This window comes from Planococcus sp. 1R117A (genome assembly GCF_051417975.1).
GTDB lineage: Bacteria > Bacillota > Bacilli > Bacillales_A > Planococcaceae > Planococcus > Planococcus shenhongbingii.
The window spans coordinates 1,000,717-1,027,676 of the sequence record NZ_JBPRLO010000001.1 but is presented as its reverse complement, the minus strand read 5'-3'; the positions used below and the strand labels follow the sequence as shown (position 1 = coordinate 1,027,676).

At 46.4% G+C, this 26,960-nt stretch carries 26 protein-coding genes, 1 pseudogene and 2 riboswitches; of the genes and pseudogenes, 12 read left to right on the top strand and 15 right to left on the bottom strand.

Annotation, left to right across the window (positions count from 1 at the left end; genetic code table 11):
* Positions 1 to 285: 285 nt before the first annotated feature.
* Positions 286 to 1,365, bottom strand: a complete 1,080-nt coding sequence (locus tag ACSFXN_RS04840) for a winged helix DNA-binding domain-containing protein (RefSeq protein WP_437149044.1) — start codon at positions 1,363 to 1,365, stop codon at positions 286 to 288.
* A gap of 310 nt (positions 1,366 to 1,675) precedes the next feature.
* Here ACSFXN_RS04840 and ACSFXN_RS04835 point away from each other — a divergent pair, with 310 nt between their 5' ends.
* Entirely contained in the window at positions 1,676 to 2,545 is an 870-nt protein-coding gene (locus ACSFXN_RS04835; RefSeq protein WP_437149043.1) for an amidase, read from the top strand.
* 98 nt (positions 2,546 to 2,643) lie between these two features.
* On the opposite strand, the gene ACSFXN_RS04830 is transcribed toward ACSFXN_RS04835, so the two are convergent.
* The gene (locus tag ACSFXN_RS04830) at positions 2,644 to 3,024 is read right to left on the bottom strand and encodes a VOC family protein (RefSeq protein ID WP_437149042.1); all 381 of its coding nucleotides are present in this window, start codon (positions 3,022 to 3,024) and stop codon (positions 2,644 to 2,646) included.
* A gap of 319 nt (positions 3,025 to 3,343) precedes the next feature.
* Here ACSFXN_RS04830 and proB point away from each other — a divergent pair, with 319 nt between their 5' ends.
* Complete coding sequence (proB, locus tag ACSFXN_RS04825; RefSeq protein WP_437149041.1) at positions 3,344 to 4,477, top strand: glutamate 5-kinase; 1,134 nt, start codon at positions 3,344 to 3,346, stop codon at positions 4,475 to 4,477.
* On the top strand, positions 4,470 to 5,738 hold the full coding sequence (locus tag ACSFXN_RS04820; RefSeq protein ID WP_437149040.1) for a glutamate-5-semialdehyde dehydrogenase: 1,269 nt from the start codon (positions 4,470 to 4,472) through the stop codon (positions 5,736 to 5,738). The genes proB and ACSFXN_RS04820 overlap by 8 nt, the downstream gene beginning before the upstream one ends.
* Before the next feature lie 64 nt (positions 5,739 to 5,802).
* On the opposite strand, the gene ACSFXN_RS04815 is transcribed toward ACSFXN_RS04820, so the two are convergent.
* The 5 genes from ACSFXN_RS04815 to mtnW form a co-directional block, all read right to left on the bottom strand.
* The gene (locus ACSFXN_RS04815) at positions 5,803 to 6,216 is read right to left on the bottom strand and encodes a DUF4395 domain-containing protein (RefSeq protein ID WP_437149039.1); all 414 of its coding nucleotides are present in this window, start codon (positions 6,214 to 6,216) and stop codon (positions 5,803 to 5,805) included.
* Between the two features lie 125 nt (positions 6,217 to 6,341).
* The gene (locus ACSFXN_RS04810) at positions 6,342 to 6,878 is read right to left on the bottom strand and encodes a 1,2-dihydroxy-3-keto-5-methylthiopentene dioxygenase (protein ID WP_437149038.1); all 537 of its coding nucleotides are present in this window, start codon (positions 6,876 to 6,878) and stop codon (positions 6,342 to 6,344) included.
* 27 nt (positions 6,879 to 6,905) lie between these two features.
* Positions 6,906 to 7,523, bottom strand: a complete 618-nt coding sequence (locus ACSFXN_RS04805; RefSeq protein WP_437149037.1) for a methylthioribulose 1-phosphate dehydratase — start codon at positions 7,521 to 7,523, stop codon at positions 6,906 to 6,908.
* Positions 7,520 to 8,185 (bottom strand): 2-hydroxy-3-keto-5-methylthiopentenyl-1-phosphate phosphatase, encoded by a 666-nt coding sequence (locus tag ACSFXN_RS04800; RefSeq protein WP_437149036.1) that lies wholly within the window; start codon positions 8,183 to 8,185, stop codon positions 7,520 to 7,522. Before ACSFXN_RS04800 ends, ACSFXN_RS04805 begins: the two co-directional genes overlap by 4 nt.
* Positions 8,186 to 8,190: 5 nt before the next feature.
* Complete coding sequence (mtnW, locus tag ACSFXN_RS04795) at positions 8,191 to 9,405, bottom strand: 2,3-diketo-5-methylthiopentyl-1-phosphate enolase (RefSeq protein ID WP_437149035.1); 1,215 nt, start codon at positions 9,403 to 9,405, stop codon at positions 8,191 to 8,193.
* Between the two features lie 73 nt (positions 9,406 to 9,478).
* Positions 9,479 to 9,588: riboswitch (SAM riboswitch) on the bottom strand.
* Positions 9,589 to 9,770: 182 nt separating this feature from the next.
* Positions 9,771 to 9,925: riboswitch (SAM riboswitch) on the top strand.
* A 73-nt stretch (positions 9,926 to 9,998) separates the two neighbouring features.
* On the opposite strand from mtnW, the gene mtnK reads away from it, so the two are divergent.
* The 5 genes and pseudogenes from mtnK to ACSFXN_RS04770 all read left to right on the top strand — a co-directional run bounded on the left by mtnK (position 9,999) and on the right by ACSFXN_RS04770 (position 15,955).
* Positions 9,999 to 11,189 carry an S-methyl-5-thioribose kinase gene (gene mtnK / locus ACSFXN_RS04790; protein ID WP_437149034.1) on the top strand — a complete coding sequence of 397 codons (1,191 nt, stop codon included), beginning with the start codon at positions 9,999 to 10,001 and terminating at the stop codon, positions 11,187 to 11,189.
* Entirely contained in the window at positions 11,186 to 12,244 is a 1,059-nt protein-coding gene (mtnA, locus tag ACSFXN_RS04785; RefSeq protein ID WP_437149033.1) for an S-methyl-5-thioribose-1-phosphate isomerase, read from the top strand. The genes mtnK and mtnA overlap by 4 nt, the downstream gene beginning before the upstream one ends.
* Positions 12,244 to 13,326, top strand: coding sequence for a sugar ABC transporter substrate-binding protein (locus tag ACSFXN_RS04780; RefSeq protein WP_437149032.1), 1,083 nt, complete (start codon positions 12,244 to 12,246; stop codon positions 13,324 to 13,326). The genes mtnA and ACSFXN_RS04780 overlap by 1 nt, the downstream gene beginning before the upstream one ends.
* Before the next feature lie 112 nt (positions 13,327 to 13,438).
* Positions 13,439 to 14,994 (top strand): annotated as a pseudogene (locus ACSFXN_RS04775) (sugar ABC transporter ATP-binding protein).
* Positions 14,918 to 15,955: an ABC transporter permease gene (locus ACSFXN_RS04770; protein WP_437149031.1), complete on the top strand. Its 1,038-nt coding sequence runs from the start codon at positions 14,918 to 14,920 to the stop codon at positions 15,953 to 15,955. Before ACSFXN_RS04775 ends, ACSFXN_RS04770 begins: the two are co-directional and overlap by 77 nt.
* Positions 15,956 to 15,980: 25 nt before the next feature.
* Here ACSFXN_RS04770 and ACSFXN_RS04765 read toward each other — a convergent pair whose 3' ends face one another.
* Together ACSFXN_RS04765 and ACSFXN_RS04760 are read right to left on the bottom strand one after the other, a co-directional pair.
* Positions 15,981 to 16,778 carry a hypothetical protein gene (locus ACSFXN_RS04765; RefSeq protein ID WP_437149030.1) on the bottom strand — a complete coding sequence of 266 codons (798 nt, stop codon included), beginning with the start codon at positions 16,776 to 16,778 and terminating at the stop codon, positions 15,981 to 15,983.
* Between the two features lie 208 nt (positions 16,779 to 16,986).
* Positions 16,987 to 17,523: a dihydrofolate reductase family protein gene (locus ACSFXN_RS04760; protein WP_437149029.1), complete on the bottom strand. Its 537-nt coding sequence runs from the start codon at positions 17,521 to 17,523 to the stop codon at positions 16,987 to 16,989.
* 378 nt (positions 17,524 to 17,901) lie between these two features.
* Between ACSFXN_RS04760 and ACSFXN_RS04755 the strand changes: the two genes are divergently transcribed.
* From ACSFXN_RS04755 to ACSFXN_RS04745, 3 genes are all read left to right on the top strand, one after another.
* A complete protein-coding gene (locus ACSFXN_RS04755; RefSeq protein ID WP_437149028.1) occupies positions 17,902 to 18,294 on the top strand; it encodes a cbb3-type cytochrome c oxidase subunit I in 393 nt (130 codons plus the stop codon).
* A gap of 133 nt (positions 18,295 to 18,427) precedes the next feature.
* Positions 18,428 to 19,438 carry an EAL domain-containing protein gene (locus tag ACSFXN_RS04750; protein WP_437149027.1) on the top strand — a complete coding sequence of 337 codons (1,011 nt, stop codon included), beginning with the start codon at positions 18,428 to 18,430 and terminating at the stop codon, positions 19,436 to 19,438.
* 97 nt (positions 19,439 to 19,535) lie between these two features.
* Positions 19,536 to 20,129, top strand: a complete 594-nt coding sequence (locus tag ACSFXN_RS04745) for a flavin reductase family protein (RefSeq protein WP_437149026.1) — start codon at positions 19,536 to 19,538, stop codon at positions 20,127 to 20,129.
* Between the two features lie 45 nt (positions 20,130 to 20,174).
* Here ACSFXN_RS04745 and ACSFXN_RS04740 read toward each other — a convergent pair whose 3' ends face one another.
* The 4 genes from ACSFXN_RS04740 to ACSFXN_RS04725 all read right to left on the bottom strand — a co-directional run bounded on the left by ACSFXN_RS04740 (position 20,175) and on the right by ACSFXN_RS04725 (position 23,962).
* The gene (locus tag ACSFXN_RS04740; RefSeq protein ID WP_437149025.1) at positions 20,175 to 21,182 is read right to left on the bottom strand and encodes a FecCD family ABC transporter permease; all 1,008 of its coding nucleotides are present in this window, start codon (positions 21,180 to 21,182) and stop codon (positions 20,175 to 20,177) included.
* Positions 21,179 to 22,177 (bottom strand): FecCD family ABC transporter permease, encoded by a 999-nt coding sequence (locus ACSFXN_RS04735; RefSeq protein ID WP_437149024.1) that lies wholly within the window; start codon positions 22,175 to 22,177, stop codon positions 21,179 to 21,181. Before ACSFXN_RS04735 ends, ACSFXN_RS04740 begins: the two co-directional genes overlap by 4 nt.
* A gap of 66 nt (positions 22,178 to 22,243) precedes the next feature.
* Entirely contained in the window at positions 22,244 to 23,164 is a 921-nt protein-coding gene (locus ACSFXN_RS04730; RefSeq protein ID WP_437149163.1) for an iron-hydroxamate ABC transporter substrate-binding protein, read from the bottom strand.
* A gap of 6 nt (positions 23,165 to 23,170) precedes the next feature.
* A complete protein-coding gene (locus ACSFXN_RS04725; protein WP_437149023.1) occupies positions 23,171 to 23,962 on the bottom strand; it encodes an ABC transporter ATP-binding protein in 792 nt (263 codons plus the stop codon).
* Between the two features lie 229 nt (positions 23,963 to 24,191).
* Here ACSFXN_RS04725 and ACSFXN_RS04720 point away from each other — a divergent pair, with 229 nt between their 5' ends.
* Complete coding sequence (locus ACSFXN_RS04720; protein WP_437149022.1) at positions 24,192 to 25,241, top strand: NAD(P)/FAD-dependent oxidoreductase; 1,050 nt, start codon at positions 24,192 to 24,194, stop codon at positions 25,239 to 25,241.
* Positions 25,242 to 25,333: 92 nt separating this feature from the next.
* Here ACSFXN_RS04720 and ACSFXN_RS04715 read toward each other — a convergent pair whose 3' ends face one another.
* Together ACSFXN_RS04715 and ACSFXN_RS04710 are read right to left on the bottom strand one after the other, a co-directional pair.
* Complete coding sequence (locus ACSFXN_RS04715; protein ID WP_437149021.1) at positions 25,334 to 26,533, bottom strand: MFS transporter; 1,200 nt, start codon at positions 26,531 to 26,533, stop codon at positions 25,334 to 25,336.
* Positions 26,530 to 26,928 carry a MarR family winged helix-turn-helix transcriptional regulator gene (locus ACSFXN_RS04710; RefSeq protein ID WP_437149020.1) on the bottom strand — a complete coding sequence of 133 codons (399 nt, stop codon included), beginning with the start codon at positions 26,926 to 26,928 and terminating at the stop codon, positions 26,530 to 26,532. Before ACSFXN_RS04710 ends, ACSFXN_RS04715 begins: the two co-directional genes overlap by 4 nt.
* Between the last annotated feature and the right edge of the window lie 32 nt (positions 26,929 to 26,960).

Sequence of the window (26,960 nt, the reverse complement as noted above, 5' to 3'; positions counted from 1 at the left end):
CCGAACAACTACGATGCGTGATACTTTTATAAAGGGGAAAGAAAGAGAATTATGGCTGCAGAATCAGTTATTTCCCGGGAAATAGTATCCGCAAGAAAACAACAATTCATCTATAAAAAATGATGCTGGCGCTATGAATTCATTCTTAATAAAAGAAAAGTATACGGATTTTGGTAAATAAAGAAGTGATGTATTCTTGAATGAAATGGCCGCTATATTTGGCGGGATAGGAGGGCCCATTGAAAAAAGTGGTTGAGTTCAGATTGCTCAACCGCTTTTTTATATTTACTGTCCATCAATAATCGGCATTTCCAGAAAAGCGCCGAAAGCCATAGCGGCCTGATTCCAAGAAGGCGGTAAATCGTACTCGGGAGAAAAAAGGTCGAACTTCAAGACAATGCCGTTTCTTGAGAGATCTCTTTTCCAAGTGCCGACGACTTGTCCATTTTCAACAATTATAGGAAAGAAAATACCGTTTTTTCCTGGAGCTACTTTGCCGGAGTACTTCATTGGCAAGACGCTGCTGCGGTCTTTATAGCCCAATAGGTATTCATCAAAAGCAGGTAGCAGCTGAATTGCTGATTCTCTCGGCAAAGAAAAAGAGGAAGCTTCTTCAGAAAACCAGTACTCAGCTTCTAGCCGCTTTTGCGAAACCAAGAAAGGCTTGGCCAATTCCAGTCCAGCTCGTGCTTCTTTCATCGTCAAACCCGACCACCAGGCAAAATCGTGTACCGTTGCAGGGCCATGGCTATTAAAATAACGTTTCGCCAGTTCGAGGAGCGCTTCTTCTCGTGCCATTTCCTTGGCCTGAGGTGCCCATTCTTCAAGCAAGACAAATGTCTGCTGTGTCCCTTCGACTGGACCGAGACAGAGCAAGCCGCATTGGGACCAATGCCATAAGATATGGTAACCACGCTGATTATCAGTAGGAATTCCTGATGCCTCCAACAGCTTCAACATGGCAGGGCGGGAAAGGCGCTTGCCGCCGCTAAGGGAAGCCCGGAAAATTTCTGCTGAACGCTGCAAAATTTCGTCGTCCAACTCCAGTTGCTTCAAGCGTCCTTTGCTCGAAGCCAATATGCGGGGAGCCGTTAAACTGAGCAGCCATTTGCTGTCTTCAGGAGCGATAAAATGGAGAGTGCCCCGCATTGGCCAGGTACGAATGATTTTCCCTTCTATGAGAGACTGTTCAACGGCGGCCAACATACCCGATTCCATCCGCTGTCCAATTGCCCATAGCGCTTGGGGATAGTTCTGTCCCTGCATGGCGCCCATCCATTTGACCACATCTTCAGCTGCCTGGAATTTCTTTCCCTCGATATACTGGGCAGCCAATCGCCGCCAGCCGATTTCCATATGATCCATAACTTATTGCCTCCACTCTGTTTAGTTGGACAGATAAAGCATAACTGGATTGAGTTGTATTTATAAGCGGCTTCATTTATCGGTTAGGCCATATATTTCCTTGGCTTATTAATTCCAGTATAGCGTTTAAAATTAAAAAGAAAAAACATTAGACAGATTATTTAGATAGTAGTAAACTAAATCGGTTGATACTAAAATAAGGAAAAAATGTATGAGTAAATATCTGGTCGAATTGTATTTGAAATAAAAGGGATTGAAAAGAGAACGGCAGGTTTTTGCAATTTTAATGAATATACTGGGGGTATGGAAAGTGAAGAAAGTAATGATGGGGGTTGCTTTGTTAGTGATGCTGGTATTTTCAAATGGAACGCCGGGTGAAGCTGCTGCAGCAGAAGTCCGGGCAACGTGGCTGTGGAATCCTTGGGAACTTGTCAGCGATGAAACGGGAACGCTGGCGTTTCTTGAAAGCAAGAATGTGAACAAAGTCTATGTCCAAATAGATCGGGATATTCCAAAAGCGGTTTACCAAAGCTTTATCGAGAAAGCAGCTGCACAAGGAATGGCAATCTACGCATTGGATGGCGCACCGAATTGGGTAGCGAAAAAAGGATTTACTAATCAGGATCAGTTAATGGCATGGATCAAAAACTATCAAGCAGGTGCAAGCTCCGCGCAGAAATTTTCAGGCATCCATCTGGACGTTGAACCTTATTTATACAGTGGTTGGTCAACAAATCAGAGAGCGACCATTCTGGCTTATCAGGATTTGATGAAAAAAGCGAACGCCAGCGCCGCGAGCCTTGCGCTTCCTTTAGAAGCTGACCTGCCTTTTTGGTTTGATGAAATTTCCTATAAAAATATACACGGAAGCGGAATACTGGCTGAATGGATGATTGCGAATACAAGCAGTGTAACGCTCATGGCCTATCGCGATGCGGCGCCTTTGATCATAGATGTGGTAAAGAATGAAGTGAATTTCGCTGCTAACTACGGGAAAACCATCGTAGTTGGTGTGGAGACCGCTCCAACAGATGAAGGAGACACCATTTCTTTTTATGAAGAAGGAGAAATGTATATGAATGGCCAGCTGGCTGAAGTCCAAGCATATTATGCAAATATGCCTGGCTATGGCGGCATTGCGATCCATTACGTGGATAGCTGGAAAACAATGGCCCCTTAAGATTTCAAAAGAAAAGGCATCCGTGAATTCACGGATGCCTTTTTTATTGGGCTTTTCCCCTGTGGCAGCAGAGAACTTCCACTGGATGAAGTTTCTCTTTACCCCGCTTCAATTTCGCTCATTAACGCGTGGGTATTGCCTTGTGTATCGTGAAAGAATGCCATCCATGTTTCAGTCTGGCCCATTTTGGCGACCATATGCGGCTCATCGATAAAAGAAACTCCCTTGCGTTTAAATTCGGCGTGGGCTTCATGGATTTGCTCTACTGTAAAATACAGGATTGAACTGGAATGGGCAAATTCCTCTTTTTCAGGAAGGCTCAACAGCAGGCGAATGCCGTTGCAGTCGAAAAAAGCCAACGAACCGGTATTGAATAGCAAAGGCAGTTCTAAAACATCTTGATAAAATTGTACAGCTTTCTCCAAATCCTTTACAGGCACCCCAATTTGCCCGATTTGTTGAATAGAATGAACTTCCATCAAAGCTCTCTCCTTTGCCAATTAAATTTTAAATCCTCTACAGAATATTTAAACTATATCATAATAAATTGACAATTAAAGCACTGAATTGCGGTTTTGCGTTCAAGCTTATAAGCAACTGTAAGCTGTACTTCCGAATAAAGTTTGAAGGCATTATGAATAACGAATGTTTACAGTTAAGTAGTGAAAGTGAAAGATTTGTTATATTTTCGTGAATATTTGTGAAAATCGGTTGATTAAAAATTCAATGTATTGCATAATAATGCTATTAAACTTTTTTGAATGGTCTTGGGCGATTAAAAACAGGTGGTGACTGTAAGTGAAGAAGAAAAGGATTGTCGTTAAAATAGGCAGCAGCTCATTAACGAATCTTAGCGGTGGGCTCAGCCTTGAGAAATTGCAGGAGCATGTCGCAGCATTGGCCTGCTTAAAAGAAGCGGGGCATGAAGTTATTTTGGTTTCCTCAGGAGCAGTGGCAGCAGGATTCACGGATCTCGGTTATGCCGTCCGTCCGGTCAGCATTGTAGGCAAGCAAGCCGCAGCATCCGTCGGCCAAGGGCAATTACTGCAGGCTTATTCAGAGGAGTTCAAGAAACATGGTGTGATATCGGCTCAATTATTGCTGACGCGGCAAAATCTATTGGCAAAAGATTTGTATCAAAATGCCGAGGCTACTTTAAGTGAACTGTTAAAGCGCAATGTCTTGCCTATTATCAATGAAAATGATTCAGTTTCTGTAGAAGGACTGACATTTGGCGACAACGACATGCTGTCAGCGTTGGTCAGCGGACTTGTCCAAGCACAGCTTCTCATCATTTTAACGGACATCAATGGAATTTACCGGGAAAACCCGCGCAAAAACCCGAATGCTGAAAAATACGATTTTCTTTCCGAAATCCCGGATGAATTGATCCAGGCAACTTCAAGTGAAGGTTCGGAACTCGGCACCGGCGGGATGAAATCAAAAGTGGAAGCAGCACAAACTGCGTTAGCTCTAGGTGCACAAATATTTATCGGCACGGGTTCCGGCAGTGAAAAACTCTTGGACATTCTTGAAGGAAAAGGAGACGGGACCTATATCGGAGATGATCCTCAGGCGACGGTGAAAAATTCCAAACAATGGCTTGCTTTGCATTCGATACCACTTGGAAAAATCAAAGTCGACGATGGTGCAGCATTGGCTATTTCCGAGCAAGGGAGAAGTTTGCTTCCGGTTGGAGTCATTGATATTGCAGGGAGTTTTACTGCCAATGACGTAGTGGAAGTTATTGACCCATCAGGGGAAGTGGTGGGGCGCGGCCAGGTGAATTACTCTTCTGAAGAGCTTTCGGAGATCAAGGGCCTGTGCAGCGAAGAAGCAAATGTCATCACCAAGACCGGCAAGCGCCAAGTAGTCATTCACCGCAATCAATGGTTCAGCCATTCAGGAAAGGGGACAATAACAAATGAGTGAACTTCTTCAAGCAGGCAAAACAAGTGATTTACTTCAAAAAGCCCAACTTGCTAAAACTGCAGCTGCGGTTATGGCTAAAACAACGACTGTCCAAAAAAATGATGCCCTTCGTTTGATTTCCAGCCAGTTGCTGGAAGAGCAGGCGTTTATACTGGCTGAAAACGAAAAAGATATAACCGCAGGAAGAGCGAGCGGAATGAGCGAGTCGCTGGTTGACCGGCTCAAATTGGATGAAGAACGGTTAAGCGATATAGCAGCGGCCTTGATTCAATTGACAGAACTGGAGGATCCGGTCGGCGAAGTGCTCGAACAATGGGAACGCCCGAATGGCCTCGCGATGTCGAAAATCCGCGTTCCGCTGGGTGTTGTAGGCATGATTTACGAAGCGCGCCCCAATGTAACGGTGGATGCTTCAAGCCTTTGCCTGAAGACAGGCAATGCGGTAGTGTTGCGCGGAAGTTCAACCGCCATCTATTCTAATAAAGCCTTGGTGAAAGTGATTCATCATGCTTTGGAGAAAAGCGAATTGCCGGCAGACGCGGTTCAGCTGATCGAAGATACAAGCAGAGAAACAGCGGCACAAATGTTCAAGCTGAACTCTCATCTGGATGTGCTGATTCCACGAGGTGGCGCAAAACTGATCCAGACGGTTGTTGAAAATGCCAGCGTACCGGTCCTTGAAACAGGCGCCGGAAACTGCCACGTCTATATCGATGAAACTGCCAATGCTGAAATGGCCATCTCTATCGCTCTCAATGCAAAAATACAGCGTCCGTCCGTCTGCAATGCCTGCGAGACCATCCTGGTACATAAAGAATGGGCAAAGCATCACCTGGCTGAACTCCTTGATGCCTTGCAGCAGCAAGCGGTCCAAATCCACGGTGACGAAGCAACTCAGCAATACGGCGAAGTGATCCCGGCCAGTGAAGAAGACTGGGGCACGGAATATCTGGGGCTGGAAGTAGCCGTCAAAGTGGTGGACTCAGTCGATGGAGTGATTGAACACATCAATTTATACGGCACGAAACATTCGGAAGCGATCATTTCAGAAACTCTCGAAAACGTCGACAAATTCTTTATGGAAGTGGACTCTGCAGCCGTTTACCATAACGCATCTACACGTTTTACCGACGGTTTTGAATTTGGATTTGGGGCCGAAATCGGCATCAGCACGCAAAAGCTTCACGCGCGCGGTCCAATGGGGCTGCCTGCTTTAACTTCCACAAAGTACTTGATCCAAGGCAATGGCCAAGTGAAATAACCATAAGGAAAGGCCGGAAAGCAATCGCAGTGATTGCTTTCCGGCCTTTTTTGTATGTAAGAGCTTAATTTGCCGCGTTTGCTCTTTTATGCCGCCACATCATATAGCGGTAACGGATCGTACAGCCGATGCAATAGCCCATCAGCGCAACTCCTGCTGCTGCGACCACCATAATGCTGAAAGCATAACCCATTAGCGTAAAACCGAATAGGAAAGCTGACAGCGATAATCCCAGGCAAATGGTGGCAATCCATTGATTGAAAATCTGCTGAGCGCGGTCTTCCTGAATATAGTGGTTTGCCGGTTTTTTCAAAAATCGTCTCCCGACTAAAATCACCGGGTTCTTGCCGGTTATAAGTGTCAAGACGCCTGCGGCAAATGGCAGGAACAGAATCGATTTATGGAAAATCAGCGCCAAAATGACGGTAAGGACAATAAATAATTGATTGGATTGAACAAGTGGTTTTGGAATTGTCATGCGGAAGCCTCCTCTGGCCGTTTCCATTATACTAAGTTGCTTAGCGTGAATAAAGGAGATGGACTCCGCTTGCACAATAAAAAACACCGGCATCAAATAAAATGCCGATGTTTAGTACTGCAAATTCAGTTCTGTACGCTTTCTTCTTCCTGGTAAACAGGAACCCATCCTTCAGTCGTCACGAAAATGCGGACTGCGACAACTTTGCGGTCATCTGCCAATGTAAAGTAATGGGTGATGTTTTCAGGCACCGAGATCAAATCTCCAGGAGACAGGTGCACTTCAAAAAAGCGCTCGTCTTTTCCTTGGATGATGAAAACGCCGTGCCCGCTGACGATGTAACGCACTTCATCATCTGTGTGAATGTGTTTGCGCTGGAAATTTTTCAGCAGTTCATCCAATTTCGGATTTGAATCGGACAGCGAGATGATGTCTGCTGCCTGGTAGCCGCGGCGTTCTGAAATGTCGTCGATTTCCGCTTTGAAAGCTGCCAGAATTTCCTCTTTTTCTTCATCGCTGAGATTGAATTTCTCGCGCAGGTGCTCCGGCAATTTATTGATGTCCCAATGCTCGTAAATAACTTCCTGCTGTTCGAGGAATGCTGCTACTTCGTTTTGTGCTTCGATTGTTTCGTTTGTTCCTTGAATTTTAATGATTGCCATTATGAATCTTCCTTTCCGCTTTCAGTTTTAATGTGAATGTATTTGATACAAAGCCATCTGATACTGGAAAAGAAACTCACTTGCTTCCAGCAGTTTCTTGGCTTCAAAACCGTTTTTACCCCACACGGTAATGCCATGGTTGCGGATCAGCACTGCGCCGCTATCGGCAGCCAAGTGTTTTCGGAACTCTTCCGCAAGGTCAGGGATGTGGGCGTGGTTTGGGATGATGGGGATGGTCAACACCGCATCTTCATCCCATAAACCGAATGCTTTGATGAGTTCAAGGCCTTGGAAATCAATTTTTCCACGGTTCCCGTATATTTCCGAAATGATGTTATTGGCAACGGTATGGATATGGAGGCTGCATCCCGCAGCCGTTTTCGAATAAACTTCACAATGCAGCAAGGTTTCAGCCGACGGCTTCAAATGTGTCTCTTCAACTGCCTTGCCGTTAGCATCCACCAGCAAAAAATCTTCTGCCGTGCGTTTGCGCTTGTCTTTGCCGCTGGCCGTCACCAGAAATTCAACAGGTGATTCTTGGACTTTAATGGCTAAGTTGCCGCTCGTTCCCATGAACCAGTCCCGGAGCGCCAATTCGTCTTTGATATCTGCGAGTTCCTTCCATCGCTCCTGAAGCGCCGTCATAGTTTCACACCCAGACGAGCGTCGATGATGGAAGTGACATCCCGGAAGTTTTCAAACGGCTCATACGGCAAGCCGAGCTCTTCGCATTTCTCGATTAAAAAATCGCGGGCAATGACAAGGTCTGCCCGTTTCGCCGCTTCAAGATCGGTGATGGAGTCTCCGATGACGATGCTTTTCGCGCCGTTTTCAAGCAGCTCACGGATAATGGACGGCTTGCAGCAGCCGCAGCCTTGGCTCGTGCATTCGTTGTCGCATCTATGCGGGAAATTAATGTGGATCGTTTCTCCTGAAAAATCCGCTTCGTTGCAGTAGACGCCGGCGAAAGGGCCGAATGGTTCGAGCAGCGGATAGACAAAAAAGTCAATGCCGCCGCTGACGATATAAAGCGCAATATCCTGTTCTTTGGCGTAAGCCACGAATTCAGAAAAGCCGTCACGGATTTGCGCCTGTTCCAGCACATAGCTGACAATGTCGTGTTTTTTCGCTGAAGGCAACAGCGAGAACATCTTTGCCACGCCTTCTTTTATGGAAACCCGTTGGGCCAGGATATCGTCTTTGACCGGTTCCCAGCCGGGCGGATTGAATTTTTTCATGATTGCGATGATGTTGTCGTTGTTGGTCACCGTGCCATCAAAATCGCAGAAAATCACTGGTTTGCTCAAAATGCTTACCCCCATATTGCCAATGCTGTTTTTAATTCTTCATGCTGTTCGGAAGCGTCGACGAGTGTTTTTTTGCTTAAAACGGCATCAACTGCCTGGCGGAAAGCTTTACCGCCTCCGGCTGCACCGTCCGGATGGCCATGTACGCCGCCTCCTGCATTGATGATGCTGTCAATTCCGAAATCGTTGATCAATAACGGAACAAGTCCGGGATGGATGCCTGCAGAAGGCACTGGGAAGCTTTGCTTCAACGGACTGTCCTTCACCAATTCCTCGCCAAGTGCCAGTGCCTGCGCTTTTTCAAGAGCAACACTGCCGTAAGGGGAGGGGAACAAAGAAAAGTCGGCGCCTGCGTAGCGGACCAGTTTTCCGAGTGCCAGAGAAGTGGCCAGTCCATAAAAGTTGGAAGAAGTGAAAGCGCCGCTGAATGCTGGATGCGCCATGAGCGGCAGCCGGATATCCGGATCTTCTGCCAGTTCCTGCAGCACATCCAGACCATAAGCATGGACATTGAACAGCAAGGCATCCGCCCCAAGTTCGCGTGCTTTTTTTGCCTTGTCACGCAAGTTCGAAGTGCGCCCCGACAAGTTCACCGCATAAAGCGTCCGGTGCCCGGTTTCTTCAAAGACCTGTTGCAGCACGTTTTTCCCTGTGGTGATCCGCTTCTCAAAAGGCGTCAGTGGATTATCAAAAAGGATCTCATCATCTTTTACCAAATCCACTCCGCCGAGCGCCTGCTGGCGAAGCTGCGACGTCAGGAAATCCAAGTCGCGGCCGATGACGCCTTTGAAGATGCTCATGACAAGCGGCCGGCCGGTAACGCTAAGCAATTCCCGAATTCCGTCGATGCCGAACCGCGGTCCCGGAAAATGGGAGAGCAGCTCTTCGTCAAACTCCAAATCGAGCAGCTTAACTTCACCATCCAGCGACAATTTGCCGAAAACAGTGGTTAAAATTGCTGGGAAATCCGCTGAGAAGTTGGCACTTGGATACGAAATCTTCACCACAGCCTTGATTTCATCCGGCTTTAACGGATGCGGGGAATCTTCAAATTCCGTTACTGAAACGACATTTCCTTTATGGTGTTTTAATTGCTGCTGTTCCAATAATGGCAGGTCGGTCCACGATCCGATCGTCAGGCCCAGGGCGATTCCTTCTGCCTTTTCCCCGAATGAACCCGCTTTGCCATACAGCTGGTAAGTCGCTGTTAAACTGCTCATTGCATTCACACTCCTGTTAAAAATCAAAATAAAAAACCTCTTCAAACAAGAAGAGGTTAATAGGCTTAACAACTTCTTATTTCTCAGCCGCATAAATCGGCTGCAAGAATTAGCACCGTGTCCATTAATGGACCGGTTGCCGGGTATCATAGGGCTCGTCCCTCCACCTGCTCTGAATAAGAATGCGTATTCAATTTGGGTTAAATAATTTGGGTTAAATAAAGAAATTAGTTTTGATTATTTCATGCTTAAAGCTTTCTGTCAATGAATATTCGCAAAATTATTTGTAGTTAAAAAAGTTATTGACAGTCAATTCTGAACCGTGATAGGATTCTTCTCAACAGCATATAGTTACTCAAATAGTACTCTTATCAAGAGCAGGCAGAGGGAAATTGGCCCTATGACGCCCAGCAACCGACCGTAATACCTTCGTGAGAAGGGGCGCTTTTGCGCCGGAATGCAAATTCCGCAAGGCACGGTGCTAATTCCATCAGAAATGACCATTTCTGAAAGATAAGAGGCATGGAATCTATCATTCTAGGCCTCTTTCTTGCGGAAAGAGGCTTTTTATATTGACCCGGAAAGGTAGATGAATGATGACAATAGCATCCGAACAATACGAAGCATTAACCGAAGAAAAAGCCATTGCACTGGCTCAGAGCCTATACCCATTCCCTGAAGGAGCGGAACTTGTGTGCCGCGAAATCGGCGATGGGAACTTGAATTATGTATTCCAGATCAAAGATCCTAAAAGCGGAAAAGGGTTGATCATCAAACAGGCATTGCCGTATGCGAAAGTTGTCGGGGAAAGCTGGCCGCTGACTTTGAAACGCGCAACGATTGAAGCGAACGCTCTTCAAAAGCACGGCGAATTTGCACCGGGGCTGGTCCCGGCCGTTTATGCCATGGATGAGGAACTGGCGATTACCGTAATGGAAGACTTGTCTCATCTGACGATTGCACGCGAAGGGTTGATCCAGGGGGCAGCCTATCCGAAACTATCGGAACACATCGGCGAGTATTTGGCGCGCACGCTGTTCCATACATCCGATTTTGCGCTGCACCCGTTTGAGAAAAAGCGCTTGGCGGCCGAATACTCCAACCCGGAACTGTGCAAAATAACAGAAGACCTTATTTTCACCGACCCGTTTTTCAATAACGACACCAATGATTACGAACCGGAGCTTCAAGCCACGGTCGAAGCTATCTGGAACAACGGTCCATTGAAACTTGAAGCGGCAAAGCTGAAGTTCAGTTTTTTGACGGAAGCGGAAGCGCTATTGCATGGGGACCTTCATACCGGCAGTATTTTTGCCAGTGAATCGGAAACGAAAGTCATCGACCCGGAATTTGCTTTTTACGGTCCGATTGGCTTTGACGTCGGCTTGTTTCTGGCAAACTTGATCGTTCAGTCAATCACCCGGAGCGGCGAAGAACGCCAAGTGATTGTGAACCATATCGAACGTACATGGGAAGTTTTCTCAACCCGCTTTTCAGAACTTTGGGACCGGGAAGGCATTGAAGCATACAAAAAAACAGCAGGCTATAAAGAGTTCATATTGGAAAAGATATTCCGCGACACGCTTGGCTTTGCCGGCTGTGAATTAATTCGACGCACAATCGGACTGGCACATGTTAAAGATCTGGACAGCATTGAAGATAAGAATTTGCGCATTCGTTTAAAGAAACAAGCTTTGCAAACCGGCGAAGCGCTGATTTTAAAACGTTCCGGGTTAACAACAATCAGTGCGGTATCTGGTCTGCTTGAGGAGCTGAAGCAATGACAATTCCATTATCAATTGCCTGGACAGACGGGCAGTTGGTCATCTTAGATCAACAGAAACTGCCGCATGAAATTGACTATTTGACACTCGAGACGATTGAAGATGTCTATGAAGCCATCTTTACGCTGAAAGTTCGCGGCGCGCCGGCCATCGGCATCGCCGCCGCTTATGGCTTAGCACTGGCAGCCCAGCGGCACGATGCTGAAACAGTGGAAGCATTCCTGCATTATGTGCGTAAAGATGCGCTTTATCTAGGAGAGTCGCGTCCGACGGCCGTCAACTTAATGTGGGCGCTCGATAGATTGCTTGAAGCCGTTCAAAAAGCTGAATCTGCAGAAAATGGAAAAGCGCTGCTTATCGCAGAAGCGGTGCGCATCCACCAGGAAGATGAAGCTTCCTGCCGGCAGATCGGCGAATACGCCTTGTCGCTTTTGGAAGGGCATAAACGGGTGATGACCATCTGCAATGCCGGATCGATTGCCACTGCGAAATATGGAACAGCCTTGGCGCCATTTCACCTTGGAAGCGAACGCGGCCGGAAATTTGAAGTGTTTGCATGTGAGACCCGCCCGGTATTCCAAGGTTCACGGCTGACCGTCTGGGAGCTTCAGCAGTCAGGAGTGGACGTCACGCTTATCACCGACAGCATGGCGGCCCACACCATTGGGGCGAAAGACATCGAAGCCATTATCGTGGGCGCGGACCGCATCGCGGCAAACGGCGATACCGCCAATAAAATCGGAACACTCAACTTGGCGATTCTCGCTGATGCTTATGGGATTCCATTTTATGTAGCGGCGCCCGCATCAACGTTTGACGTCACCATTGACAGCGGTGCAGAAATACCAATTGAAGAACGGAAAGCGGAAGAAATCACTCATATTGGCAGCCGGCCGGTAGCGCCTCTGGGCACGAAAGTCTTTAATCCTGCTTTTGATGTGACTCCATCCCGCTTTATTACTGCAATCATCACAGAAAAAGGAATCATCAGACCTGATTACTACCAAAATATTCCCGGAGTTCTTAACCTCTATGCAGAAAAAGGAGAAAAATAATGAAAAAACAATCGCTCTTATTATTAACCATTTTATTGATCATCAGTGCATTTCTGGCTGCCTGCCAGCCAAAAGGCGAAGGCAGTGAAGAAAAGACGCCGGACGCTGCGAAAGCAGAAGCCTCGGATAATCCGTTGGCCGGCAAAAAAGTCGCGCTCATCATGCAGCAAAACTTAGGGACGTTTTCTGCGCAGTATATCGAAGGCGTGGAAGAACAAGTCGGGAAATTCGGCGGCAACGTAACGGTCTTTACATCGGACGGCGACTTGGCAAAAATGGCATCCAACTTGGACGCAGCCATCAACCAAGGATTTGACGGAATTTTGATTGACCACGGCACCAAAGAGGCATTGAACCAAGGCGTTGAAAAAGCAGTGGAAAAAGGAATTCCGGTTGTCGCTTTTGATGCAGGAGTAGATGTTGAAGGCGTGGTTTCTTTAGAACAAGGCGATCAGCAAATGGCTGAAATGACATTGGAAAAATTGGCTAACGACCATGATGGAAAAGCCAATATCGTAAAAATCTGGGTAGCCGGCTTTGCCCCGATGGAACGCCGCCAAGTCGCTTACGAAGAATTTTTGAAAAATAATACAGGCATCAAAGAAGTCACGGCATTCGGTGCAGCGACTCAAAACACAGCTCTTGATACACAGGCGCAAATGGAAGCGGTATTGAAGCAATATCCGAATGAAGGCGAAATCACAGCAGTCTGGGCCGCCTGGGATGAATTTGCAAAAGGTGCAGTGCGCGCCATTGAACAATCCGGTCGCACCGATATCAGCGTCTACAGCATCGACATGAGTGATGAAGACTTGCAGATGATCCAGAAAGACGGCAGCCCGTGGGCAGCTTCGGCAGCAGTGGATCCGGTTGATATTGGCCGCATTCAAGTGCGTTACCTGTATCAGCAAATCAATGGTGAAAATCCGGAACAGAAAGTGGTTCTGGAACCGATTTTTGTAGATGCGGAAAAATTACCTGAAGAAGCCATCACAACCGCTGAATTGAGCGAGTACATCGAAGGCTGGGGCGCGAGTGAACAAGGGTATACGGACGCGCTTAAGAAGTTGGAAAGTAAGTAAGGAAAAGCGGAAGCACCCAAGAATCTGGGTGCTTAAGCCTCAACAATAGGAAAAGTGAGCGGAGCTGTCCTGTACAACGGGGCGGCTCTTTTCTAAGAAAGGAGCAAAGCCGATGGGGAATTCTTTGCTGTCAATGACAGGAATCCGAAAAACGTTCGGAAATGTAACGGCATTGGAAAGGGCAGAGTTCGGTCTCGAACAAGGAGAAGTGCATGCCTTGCTTGGCGTCAACGGTGCTGGAAAAAGTACATTGATCAAAATATTATCGGGCGTTTATGGACAGGACGCGGGAGAAATCCGGCTGGATGGAAACCTGGTTCAGCTGCAATCACCGAAAGCGGCGAAACAGCAAGGCATTTATTGTGTTTACCAGGAAGTGGATACAGCAATCGTGCCGGAATTATCGGTTGCTGAAAATATTCTCCTCGATACTTTCGCAGCTGGCGGCGGACTGTTTGTCTCCAAAGCAAAAATGTACGTGCAGGCGCGTGAAGCGTTGGCTCAATTGCAGTCGGAAAATCTTAATGTTAAACAAAAAGCGGCCCAGCTGACATTGGCGGAGAAACAATTAGTGCTGATTGCCGGGCTCTCGTCCATTCAGCGAAAATCATCATTTTTGATGAACCGACAGCCCCGCTGTCAATCCCCGAAGCCGACAAGCTATTTACGGTCATCAATAAATTAAAAAAGCAGGGAGTCGGCTGTATTTTTATCTCTCACCGGCTGCCGGAAGTGTTTGAAATCAGCGACCGCATCACGGTGATGGCAGAAGGTAAGTGGGTGAATACGTTTGAGACAGAAACGGCTGTGCAGGAAGAAGTTGTTGAAGCGATGCTTGGAAAAACGCTCAGCAATGAACTGGTTCACCGTGAACATGAAATCGGCGCTCCATTGCTGGCTGTGAAAGATTTATCTGACGGCCAAAAATTGAAAAACCTGTCCTTCACTGTGGCATCCGGGGAAATCGTTGGCGTCGTCGGGCTTGTCGGGGCAGGAAAGACTGAATTAGCAAAAGCCTTATTCGGCGGAACTCCGTTAACCTCAGGTACGATCGAACTGTCAGGAAGGCAGCTGAAACTCAGGAATCCTGGAGATGCCATTAAAGCAGGGATAGCGCTGGTGCCCGAAGAGAGGCGGAAAGAAGGATTATTCGTCCAAGAATCCTTACAGGCAAACGCATCGTTTCCCAATCTGAAAAAATTCTCGCCGCAGCTGTTCATGGATAAAAAATCGGAAAAAAGATTTGCCGAAGAAATCATCAGCCGGCTTAAAATTAAAACGGACAGCACGGATACACCACTTGTCCATCTAAGTGGTGGCAATCAGCAAAAAGTAGCAATCGGCAAATGGACTTCCCTTGATTCTGCGGTTTATCTCTTTGATGAGCCAACAAAAGGAGTCGATATCGGAGCCAAAGTGGATATTTTCAAGCTGATCCGCCAACTGGCGGAAAGCGGCAAAGGCTGTCTTTATTTTTCCAGTGAAATTCATGAAGCCATCGGAATTTCAGACCGGATTTTGGTTATGTACAATGGTCAGATCGTGAAAGAGTTTTCACGGCAAGAAGCGACCCAGGAAAGGATTTTGTTATATGCAAGCGGTGGAAAAGAAGAGCACGGCAAAAACCCAAAACTCAGCACAAGAGAAAGCAATCCAGTTTCTGTTTAAATACGGCGCCATCGTCTTATTGGTATTCATCATTCTTTATTTCAGTACAATCAGCGATGCTTTTTTCACGTATGGAAATTTTACGGACATTCTTCGTTCCATTTCAATTGTGACTTTGCTGGCGCTGGGAGTAACATTTACGCTAGTAGTGGATGGTTTTGATTTATCGGTCGGTTCGACGATGTCGTTATCGACGGTAGTATCCGCTTCATTGATGGTTTGGTATGAGATGCCTTTATGGCTGGTCCTGCTGCTGCCAATCCTGGTGGGGGTTTTGGTTGGAGTGGTCAATAGTTTATTGATTGTCGTCATTGGAATTCCGGATCTGCTCGCGACATTGAGCATGATGTACATCGTGGCAGGGCTGCACCGGACCTATACAGAAGGCTATTCCATTTATAATAATATGCCGCTGACCTCCGGCGGCACAGCGCCTGGCCAGTTTTCGGAAGCGTTTCTGTGGATTGGGCAGGGGCAGATGCTCGGCTTGCCAGTACCGGTATGGATCATGCTGATTTTGGTGCTGGCTTCTTATGTGGTGCTAAATCATACCCGGTGGGGCAGAATCCTCTATATGACCGGCGGAAATGCGGAAGCGGCCAGTTTATCAGGAGTGAATGTCAAAAAAGTGAAGTTCACGGCATATGTGGTTTCCGGTGTTTTTGCTTCGATGGCAGGAATCTTGTTTACAGCACGTGTCGGATCCGGCCAGATTGATGCAGGTGCTCCGTTGTTGATGGAAGCAGTAGCGGCTGTATTCGTCGGCTACTCGGTGCTTGGCGCCGGCAAGCCGAATGCACTTGGCACTTTTTTCGGGGCAGCGGTCATCGGCATCCTTTTGAACGGTCTGACGATCCTCAATCTTCCATACTATGCATTCGATATCATTAAAGGCGGCGTTCTGGTCGCCGCCCTTGCAGTCACTTACATTTATGCAAAAAATAAATTCGCTAAAACTTGAATCAGGTTAACAAGAAAGGATCGGTTCAATGAACCGATCCTTCAGACTGTAGACAAAGTGGATTAGGAATGAATAAAACTGTATAAATCCCAACCGATCCGGCCACTTCGCTTTCCGTGGGCACGGCCTTAGCCGCTTCACTCACTGCGTTCGCTCCAGGGTCTTCGGCTCGTGCTGGTCCCACAGGAGTCTCGTGGCCGGACCGGTTGGGGGTGACGCTGTCCACGTTGTCTTTTTCAGAAACCATATAGGCATAATAGCCAAGCCCAAGGCCAAATGTGAGCACCTTGCCAAAAGCCTGCTCAATGGGTTCTTTCATTGTTTCGATTTCATTTGGTGTGATGGTCATCCAGATCCGGCCATTTTCCAGGACGGCTGGAAAATGGAATTCCGTTTCAAAAAAGCCGACTTGCGGAATCTGTCTGCCTTCTGTTGTCCTGATGATGTCGTTGCTGACAAAGCCTTCGAAAGGCTTATATTTTTCATATTTTAATTCACTGTTGCCGATTTGTATCCGCGGTATTTTGATGTTCTGGTAATAAGGGTTATTGGCATACTCAGAAGCCTCTAACTTATGGAAAATCTTGTTGAAATAATTATGGAATACTGCTTTATCTATAGGATTATCGACAATATCAAGTCCAAAAGCAGCAGCAAGTATCACTGCGAAGGCATATTCAGAAGACACTCCGGCGCCAACAATTTCATCAATTTCTTCCTTGCCGATAAAGTCAGGTGCATTGTTCAAATAATTGCTGAGCCAATCGAATACTTTGTAATTGTCTCGTTTTATTTTTTCATCTATTTCATGATCATGTTCCATTTTTTCACCTGATTTAAAATTATTATTTGCTATCTTCAGGCCGACTTCTATAAGGGCACTTAGATTTCATTTAACCAAAATAAAAAATTTTTCTCTAATGATTTGCCGAAAATGCTGGGTTCTGCAGATTCCTAAGCGTACTTGCCCATACAAAAAGACTGCCGATAAACGAAACATCCAGCAGCCTTTCACTATTCTTTTCAAATGCTTACTTATCAGGTACATAACTTGAAATGACCACTCCTGAATCCGTGGTTCGGCTGTCTGTCAGCATGAATTTCTTCTGATCCATACCTTCTTTAAACAAGCGCTTCCCTTCACCAAGTACAAGGGGGAACGTCAAAAGATGCAATTCATCAATCAAGTCATGCTCCAACAGCTTCTCTACCAAGGTTCCACTTCCATAAACCAGCAATTTCTTTTTGGCTTTCTTTAAATTTGCAATCTCTTCTGCAGCATTTTCTTTAATGAACGTCGCATTCCATTCTGCTTTCGTTAAAGTTGTCGTTGCGACATATTTGGGCATCTCATTTATCCGGCGGGCAAAACCTTCTTCATCATCTCTCTCAGGCCAGCGTGCTGCAAATTCTTCATAGGTGATTCGTCCAAGCAATAAAGAATCACTTGCGGACAGCAAATCCAGTTCAAACTTAGCAATTTCATCGTTCCAGTAAGGGGCGGTCCAGGAAGGCAATTCCATGACACCGTCCAGCGTCACATACATTGATACGACAATTTTCCCCATACGAACAGCTCCTTTTTGTCGGCTTTGAAGAAACAACAGAGAGTATTGTATAGATTCTCCGTTGGCAAAAAAATTCCTTCATTTTGAAAAGTGCAAGTAGATAGAAAAGGAGCCAATATACTGTTAAAATTAACAGAGAAAACAATTTAGAATCTTCAGAATTAAGTAAGAGGATAACAGGGGAGCCTTATTTTCAAAAGTAAGCAAGTAGAAAATTCATGCTAGGTGACTTGGCTACGCTACCTGTGAGAACACGGTCATTGAAAGGAGGCATGACTTTCCCTTGCTCTACAAAAAAGTGTGAACCGCGGCGTGACTCCAAGGAAAACGTTGATTTTCGTAGAAGCTATGGTTAATACGAAAGGAGTCTGGAGTAAGATGGGCACTGCTTTTATTAAAGTAGCGGCTGTTTATCTATTGATCGGCCTTACCTTAGGGATTTATATGGGGATAGTTGAAAGATTTGAATTTACCCCTGTACACGCCCATATCAATTTGGTTGGCTGGGCCACAATGGGGATATTCGGGCTAATCTATAGTGCTTTTCCGAGAGCAGGAAACAGCGTGTTGGGAAAAACTCATTTTTGGCTCTATAATATCGGAGCATTGCTTTTATTGGGGGGCATGGTTTTGTTTTCCATTGGAGAAGAAGGGACGGCTTTTCCGATTGCCGTTACCGGAGCACTGACCGTTGTAGCTGCCACTTTAGTATTTATCGTAAATCTGTTCCGGAATGTTAAAGCGCATGAAGCTTTCAGAAGAAACGAATAAAATAGCAAGTTAATTGAAGACACTTTATTTCCTGGGAAATAAAGTGTCTTTTTCTGTTTTTAGAAGTGATTTCCTTTTCTATTTTTTGCCAATCAAGTAAACTTTATTTAACAGGAAAAGGGAGGACTACCGAATGCAATGCAATAATTGCTCCGTAGCGGAGTTGAAGTTCGAGATAAAAGTGGAAGGCGAATCCAATCTGTCGGCATTGCCGCAAATAGTTGACCATATGGAAAGGCGAGGCATCCCCGTAAAAGCGAAAGAGCAGGGGCTTCTCATTCCGGAATCCGGCGCAAAAGAATTCATGGATTTCTGCCGTCACTTTATGGAACTTGAACAAGTCACGTTTAGGGTGAATACGGGGGCTTGGAGGCCGTTTGCCGAAATTGAAACGGTGATGGATATGCAATGGATTGATGAAGTGATCCAGAAAGAATTGATTACTTGCCATTACCAGCCGATTGTTGATGCCACCGGGAAAATTTTTGCCTATGAAATGCTGGCACGTTTCCAAAACGAGGATGGTTCCGTCATCTATCCGAATGAAATCTTTCCGGCTGCCAAAAACCGTGGACGCCTTTATGCGCTCGACCGGGTATGCCGGATGACGGCAGTCAAGTACGCCGCAGCTTTAAAAGATGTAAAAGCATTCATCAACTTTATTCCGACTTCGATTTATTCGCCGGAATTTTGTTTGCGTTCTACTACGCTTCTGGCAAATCAATTGGGCGTAAACCCGGAGCAGCTCGTATTTGAAGTGGTCGAAACTGAAAAGGTGGAGGACTTAGAGCATTTGAAAACCATTTTGGCGTATTATAAAGAAAAAGGATTCGAATATGCGCTTGATGATGTCGGGGAAGGCTACAGCACAATCGAAATGCTGGCCGATTTAAAGCCGAATTACATGAAACTGGATATGCAGTATGTCCAGGGAGTCTCAAATGACGCTGCTAAGCAAAAGATAGCGCTGCAGTTTCTTGAAAAAGCGCTCGAAGTCGGTTCTGTGCCGCTTGCTGAAGGGATTGAAGAACGGGCCGACTTTGACTGGCTGAAACAGCAAGGCTATCAGCTTTTTCAAGGCTATTATTTCGGGAAACCTGCTGCCAGCCCGCTGGAAGTGAATTTCGCCTCTTCAGCCAGATAAAAAAATGTTCTAACGCAAGGCTTTCTACATATAATAGCTTAAAATATTTTTCCATTAACAACATCTATAGAGAAACCAAAAACCGGGAGGAATCGTTATGCTTTCGTTTGATCCAAACCAACAAACAGAACGCGAGAATTATAAATTGCTGGTCGGAAGCGTCATTCCTCGCCCGATTGCTTTTGTCACCAGTATGTCAGCGGACGGCCTCGTTAACGCAGCACCGTTCAGTTACTTTAATATTGTTTCATCCGATCCGCCGCTGCTGTCGGTTTCTGTCCAAAGCAGAGCAGGAATGCCGAAAGACACAGCGCGCAATGCCATGGAAACAAAAGAATTTGTCATCCATGTCGTCGATGAAACGAACGTCGGGGAAGTCAATAAAACAGCGGCATCACTGCCGCCGGAAGAAAGCGAAATCGATTTGACGGAACTGACGCTTATCGACAGTGAAATAGTGAAAGTTCCTTCAGTCGAGCAGACAAAAGTCCGCTTTGAATGCCGGCTGGAGCAGGCAGTTGAACTTGGAGGGACCCGTCTCCTTATTGGCAGAGTCGTCCGGTTCCATATTGACGAATCCATTTATGACAACGGGCGCATCAACCCGGAAATTCTGAAGCCTGTCAGCCGTTTGGCGGGAACCAATTATGCCAAGCTTGGCGAAATTTTCTCAATGAAAAGGCCTGATTAAACTTAAAATACCCTTTGAGAATAGTAGAGTTCTCAAAGGGTATTTTTATTTCTTCAAAAGCAAGTACATAAAATAAGGGGCGCCAATTAAAGCAGCCATAATGCCGGCAGGAATGCCATTCGGCTCCAGCAAATTGCGGCCGACAGTATCCGCCAGCAGCAGGAGCCAGCCGCCAATCAAGATAGCAAGCGGCAGAAACAATTGATTGCGCGGACCGACAAGTGCCTTGGCGATATGAGGAGCCATCAGCCCGATAAAAGCAATGCCGCCGGTAACAGAGACAGCGGAAGCGGCAAGCGCCACGGCCGCCAATAACAGAACGATGCGTTCTTTTTCAAGTGAAATGCCGATTCCGACTGCAACGGGTTCACTGAGGCTCAGTATATTCAACCGGTTCGCTTTGTATAAAGTAAACGGCAGCAATACCAACAGCCAAGGCAAAAGCGCCCAGATGAATGGCCAGTCCGTCCCCCAAATATTGCCGGCCAGCCAGTTGGCGATAAAATCGACTTTTTCCCGTTCCGCAGAGGACACCAGAATGATCATAACGCCGGATAACGCCGTTGAAAAGCCAATCCCTACCAAAACGAGCCGGACTGGCTGCAGACCGGTTTTCCGGTTATAAGAACAAGCATAAATCAGCAGCGCCGTCCCTAAAGCCCCTGCCAAAGCGACAAGCGGCAAAAGATAAACGAATGAATCCACTTCAATCGGCATAAAAAGGAAAAATACCGCAATGGCGACGCCGGCGCCTGAATTGATGCCAATGATGCCAGGATCTGCCAAGTCGTTGCGCGTCACTCCTTGCAGGATGGCACCGGACAAGGCAAGCGCCATGCCGGCAAGCAGCGTGATTAAAATACGCGGCAGCCGAATTGAAAATAAGATAAAGTCCTCTTTGAATGTTCCTTGTCCTAAAATGGCCGGCAGCAGCCGGTCAAAAGAAAGGGAAGAGTAACCCGTCGCCATGCCGAGGATGGCTGTCGCTGCAATCAACGCGACCAGCAATCCGAAATAAAGGCGCTGTTTTCTTAACAAAGCTGGATGAATCATGCGAAAGCACGCCCTCCTTTCCGGACGATCAATAAGAAGAACGGCAAGCCGAACAGCGCGACAAGCGCTGCCACCGGTGTTTCAAATGGGGCGTTGATTGTCCGGCCAAGCAAATCTGCGAAAAGCATGAAGATGGCACCCGAAACAGCAGACATCGGAATGATGTACCGATAATCAGTGCCGACAATCGCCCGGACCACATGCGGCACCATTAAACCAATGAAAGCTAAATTTCCGGCGAGCGCAACAGCGGCTCCTGCGAGAATGGTGATGGCGATAAAAAGAACCGCCTTAATGTGAACTGTCTTTTGGCCAAGTCCGACCGCTGTTTCTTCGCTCAAACTGAGGATCGTCAGCTGCCTCGATAGGATAATGGCAATAATTAGTCCACATGCGATAAATGGGACCACTATTTGAAGCTGGCTCCAGGAGGTGCCAATCAGTCCGCCGGCAGTCCACATCGACACGTCTTTGGAAATCTTGAAATACAAGCCGATTCCTTCTGCAAAAGCTGAAAGAAACGCCGATACAGCTGCCCCTGCCAAGACAATGCGGAAAGGGGAGAACCCGCCGCGCTTTGTTGCCCCAAGCCCGAATACGATAGCAGCACCGATAGCAGCGCCGATGAAACAAGCCACCGTAATCCAGAAATAGTTGGCCGCTGGAAGAAAAGCGAGCGTTACGGCTAATGCTGCATTTGCGCCGGAAGTAAGGCCAAGAAGGCTGGGGTCCGCCAAGGGATTGCGGGTCATTCCCTGCATCATCGCCCCTGAAACTGCGAGCGCAGCCCCAACAAAAACTGCAGCGGCTTCCCGCGGCAGCCGGATTTCTCTTACAACGTTTATATCATCACTTGAAGCCCCGGAAAATAAGGCGAGCCAAACGTCTTTTAAAGGGATGTCTGCAGCTCCGAACACAATGGCAGTTACAAACATGGCTGCAAACACGAGCAAGCTTATGATTAATTTTATTAAAAATGGCATTTTGCCGTACATGCATCATCATCTTTTCTGTAAGAGGGTAAAAGAGGGATTCCGTGTCCAGAATCCCTCTTTGATGTATTACTTGCCTAGAAACTTCTCGATAAAGAACTCGAGTTGATATTCCAATGTGAGAGGATCATTAAAGTAAAATTCCTTAGAAGGGACTTCAAAAACCTTGCCGTTTTTAACAGCTGGTGTGTTTTTATACAAATCTGTTTCCTGGAAAGAATTATCCTGTTCGCTGTCTTTGCTGAAGATGACATAGTCTCCCATGTATTCAGGAAGCACTTCTTGAGATAACGCGTAGTAACCATCCTTCAATGCCATTTCCTTCACTTTTTCAGGCATTTTGAGATTCATTTCCTGGTAAAGAATTTCAGTGCCGCGTCCCCAGTTATCGCCGAAGACGTAAAGCTGTTTATCAAAGTTTTCGATAACGGAAACGGTTGCCTCGTCTCCGATTTCAGCACGAATTTCTTCCCCTGCCTGTTTGGCGCGGCTTTGGAAATCTTCAATCCAAGCTTGCGCTTCTTTTTCTTTGTTCAGCACTTTCCCGATTTCCAAATGCTGTGACAGATAATCCAGTTTGCCGTATGTAAATGTCACGGTCGGAGCAATTTCCTTCAACTTGTCGATATTTTTAATCGTCGACATGCCAATGATTAAATCCGGCTCAAGTTCAATGATCTTTTCCAGATTGTCTTCAGTCACTTCTTCTACATTTGCTAACTCCTTATCAAAGCGAGGGTTATTTTTTGACCATGAATCTACTCCGACAAGGGGAACATCAAGCGCCATCGCATCACCCGCATAAGTGGACAATACAATCACTCGCTGTGGATCAGCAGGCACTTCAACAGGGCCGTTTTCGGATTCATATGTAATCGTGCCGGATTTGCCTGCAGTACTTTCGGCTTCCGCTTCGTTCGCTGTTTCTTTGCCGCAAGCTGCAAGCAGCAGAATGGTTAATAAGAGAAGAGGCAATGCTAATTTTTTCATCATGGGTTAAACTCCTTTGATTAAGTTATAGGTGATGCACATCGGTTTTTGCGTTCTTGGGTCCAGGCCGATTTCCGCGTCAATCCGGAAAACCTTTTTTAAGACAGGCTGCGTAATGACTTCATGGCATGTGCCGGCTTTGACTACCTGTCCGTCTTTCATGGCAATGAGATGGTCGGCGAAACGGGCAGCCTGATTCAAATCATGGAGCACCATGACAATGGTCCGGCCTTGTTCCTTATTGAGTTTTTCCAGCAGTTCCAGAATTTCAAGCTGGTGGGCCATATCCAGATACGTGGTCGGCTCATCCAGAAAAATCATTTCGGTTTCTTGGGCAAGCGCCATGGCAATCCAGACACGCTGCCGTTGCCCGCCTGATAAAGCATCAACCGGATGAAATTTGAAAAACTGAGTGCCGGTGACATCCAAAGCCCAATTGATCACGTCATAATCCTTTTTCGACAATCGGCCGAATCCTTTTTGGTATGGAAAACGGCCATACGAAACCAGTTCGCCAACAGTCAATCCATTGGCGCTTTCGGGGGTTTGGGGCAGAATCGCCATTTTTTGTGCCAAGGCTTTTGTGCTTTCTTTTGCAATATTGCCGCCATCCAATACAACCGACCCGGACTGCTGCGAAATAATGCGGGTAATCGTTTTCAATAGAGTCGACTTGCCGCAGCCATTTGATCCGATGATTGTGGTGATTTGCTTGTCTGGAATTTCAATGCTTAAATCTTTAACGATCAGCCTTTCTCCGTAGCTAACGTTCAAGTCCTCTGTAAAAAGACGGACCATCCGGCAAAACCTCCTTTTCTAAAACTTTAATCCGCTTGATCGGCCGGTCAGCTTTCTGCTTCTGAGAAATAAAGGGCTGATTGAAAGAAGCTAATCCATTAATTTGGATGAAAGTTTTTTCTTTATTAATAAATTAATTGATAATGATTATCATTTTCAGTACAATCAATACTATAAGTCGTAAGTTTTTCAGTGTCAACTGAAATTTAAAATGAGGAGTGAATCAATTGTGGGAGAACTAGAAGTGTTCGACGTCACCATCATCGGTGGAGGGCCGGCCGGATTGTACTCGGCTTTTTACAGCGGGTTGAGGGAAATGAAGACCAAACTGATCGAATACCAGCCGCAACTTGGCGGAAAAATCCACGTTTACCCTGAAAAGATGATTTGGGACATAGGCGGACAGACTCCCATTCAAGGAGGAAAACTCATTGAGCAATTGGTGGCGCAAGGCTTGACTTTTGATCCGGAAGTGGTGCTGAATGAGAAAATTGAGGCAATAGACCGAAATAAAGACGGGCTTTTTGAACTGGACGGATCTTCTGGCAAACGGCATCTTTCCAAGACGGTGATTGTCGCAGTGGGAGGAGGGATATTAAATCCTCAGAAACTGGAAATCCAAGGCGCAGAGCGTTTTGAAGTATCCAATTTGAATTACACGGTGAAGTCGCTGAAGCGCTTTAAAGGGAAAGTCGTTTTGATTTCCGGCGGCGGCAATTCCGCCATCGATTGGGCCAACGAGCTGGAACCGATTGCAGAGCAAGTTTATGTCACGTATCGCAAAAGTGAACTTGCCGGGCACGAAGCCCAAGTAAAACAGCTGATGAACAGTTCTGCTCAATGCTTATTGAATACCACGATTACGAAATTGATTGCTTCTGATGGAAGAGATGCCATTGAACGGGTCGAACTGACAAATCAGGAAAATGGGGACACCACTTTGCTGCCGATTGATGAAGTCATTATCAACCATGGCTATGAACGGGATGCCACGCTGCTTGAACAAAGCGGCTTGGACATTGAAATCGCCGATGGCTTTTATATTGCCGGCACAGCCAATAGTGAATCTTCCATTCCAGGATTATATGCGGCGGGTGACATCCTTCAGCATCCCGGCAAACTGAATTTAATAGCAGGGACTTTCCAGGATGCAGCAAACGCCGTCAACAAAGCCAAGCAGTTTATCCAGCCGGATGCGAATGGCATTGCCATGGTATCTTCGCATAATGAAATTTTCAAGCAGCGCAATAAAGAACTGGTCAAGCAATTGATGTCCTGAATAGATGGGTCTGCAGGCAGAAAAAGTGAAGGAAGAGGAATAATTTGAATCGAAAAAAAGGCATCCTTCAAGCAAGGATGCCTTTCAATGTTTTAATGCATATAAACAGATTCTTTTTCTGTATGTTCTTTTTTTCCATGGAGAAAATAATAAAGAAAAGCGGTAGCCAGTGCCACAAAAGCCACAATGACATACATGGTGCTGTAGCCGGTCAGGGGGATAATAAAGCCCAAGATATACGGGCCAAATCCGAGTCCGGCATCCATAAAGATAAAGAAAGTGGAAGTGGCAAGGCCCATCCGGTGCGGCGGTGTCAATTTTACAGCGACTGCTTGCGTAGTGGACTGCATATTGCCGAAACCAAAGCCAATTAAAGCGCCGGACAACAATAACGTTACGCTACTGTCGGCGGTACTAAGCAAAAACAAGCCCAGGGCAAAAACAAGGAAAGCTGGATACATAACATAGTTGGCGCCTTTCAAGTCCATCAGCCGGCCAGTGAACGGGCGAGAAACCAGGACAGCTGCTGCATAAACGACGAAGAACAAACTGGCAGTGTCGACCAGGTCGATTTCAATGGCATAGAAGTTGATGAACGATAATACACTGGAATAGCATAAGCTGACAGCCAAAGTGATTAAAGCAATCGGAACCGCCTTCGGTTCAAGGAAGTTGGAAAGTTTAAATCCTTTTGTTTCTGCTGAAGCTGGGATTTCTTTAATCGGCGGGACTTCAACAAATAGGGAAATGATCAAGCTGATGACCCCTAAAGCGAGGCATAGCCCGAAAATGACTTCATAGCTGGTGCGCTGACTCATGAAGAGACCGATAAACGGCCCAAAAGCAGTAGCCATGGTGGCACTCATGCTGAAATAACCGATTCCTTCGCCTTTTCGGGTCATGGGAATAATTTGAGCGACAATAGTTCCGGCGGCGGTGCTCGCCATCCCGAGCGTCATCCCGTGCAGAAGGCGGTTAATCAATAAGAATGAAAGTCCTAGATTTACAAAATAGAATAATGTGGTCAATGTGAATAGGGAAAGCCCGATGACGAGTGTCCGTTTCCGCCCGATGCGATTGATGGTACGGCCGATCACCAGCCGGCCAATCAACGTACCGATGATGAATATGCCTGTGACAAGCCCGGCTTCACTCGTAGTGGCATCGTATTCTTCTACGGCATATGCGGCAATGGTGACCATTAATAAATAAAAGATAAGAATAAGAAAGAAATTGACTATTGAAGAGACGATAAAATCTTTTGTCCACAATTTGGGTTTGTTATGGTTCACTTTAATGGCTCCTTGCTGATCAGGTTATTGCGTATTTCTTTCATTACGCCAATCGCTTCTTTTTGCCGCGCTTCTGACACACCTTCAAGGATATCTTGCTCAAAGCGATCGACGCTGATCCGGACATCCGCATAAACTTTTCTGCCGAGCCCGGTCAGCTGCATGGGCTTTTCGCGCCGGTCTTTGCTTGGGATAGGCTCGATGTAACGCAGTTCTTCCAAGCGGCTGACAATCCGTGTCACCGTCGGTTTTTCGACTTGCTGGTATTGGGCAAGTTCAACAGGTGTAGCTGAACCGTTGTTGGCGAGATAATACAAAGTGGACCACTGAGCTCTGTAAAGGTCATGTTTGCCAAGTTCTATATTAAGATGATGTTCAAAAGGGCGATATAACAATAAAAATTGCTGGAAAAATTCCTGGTACGTTT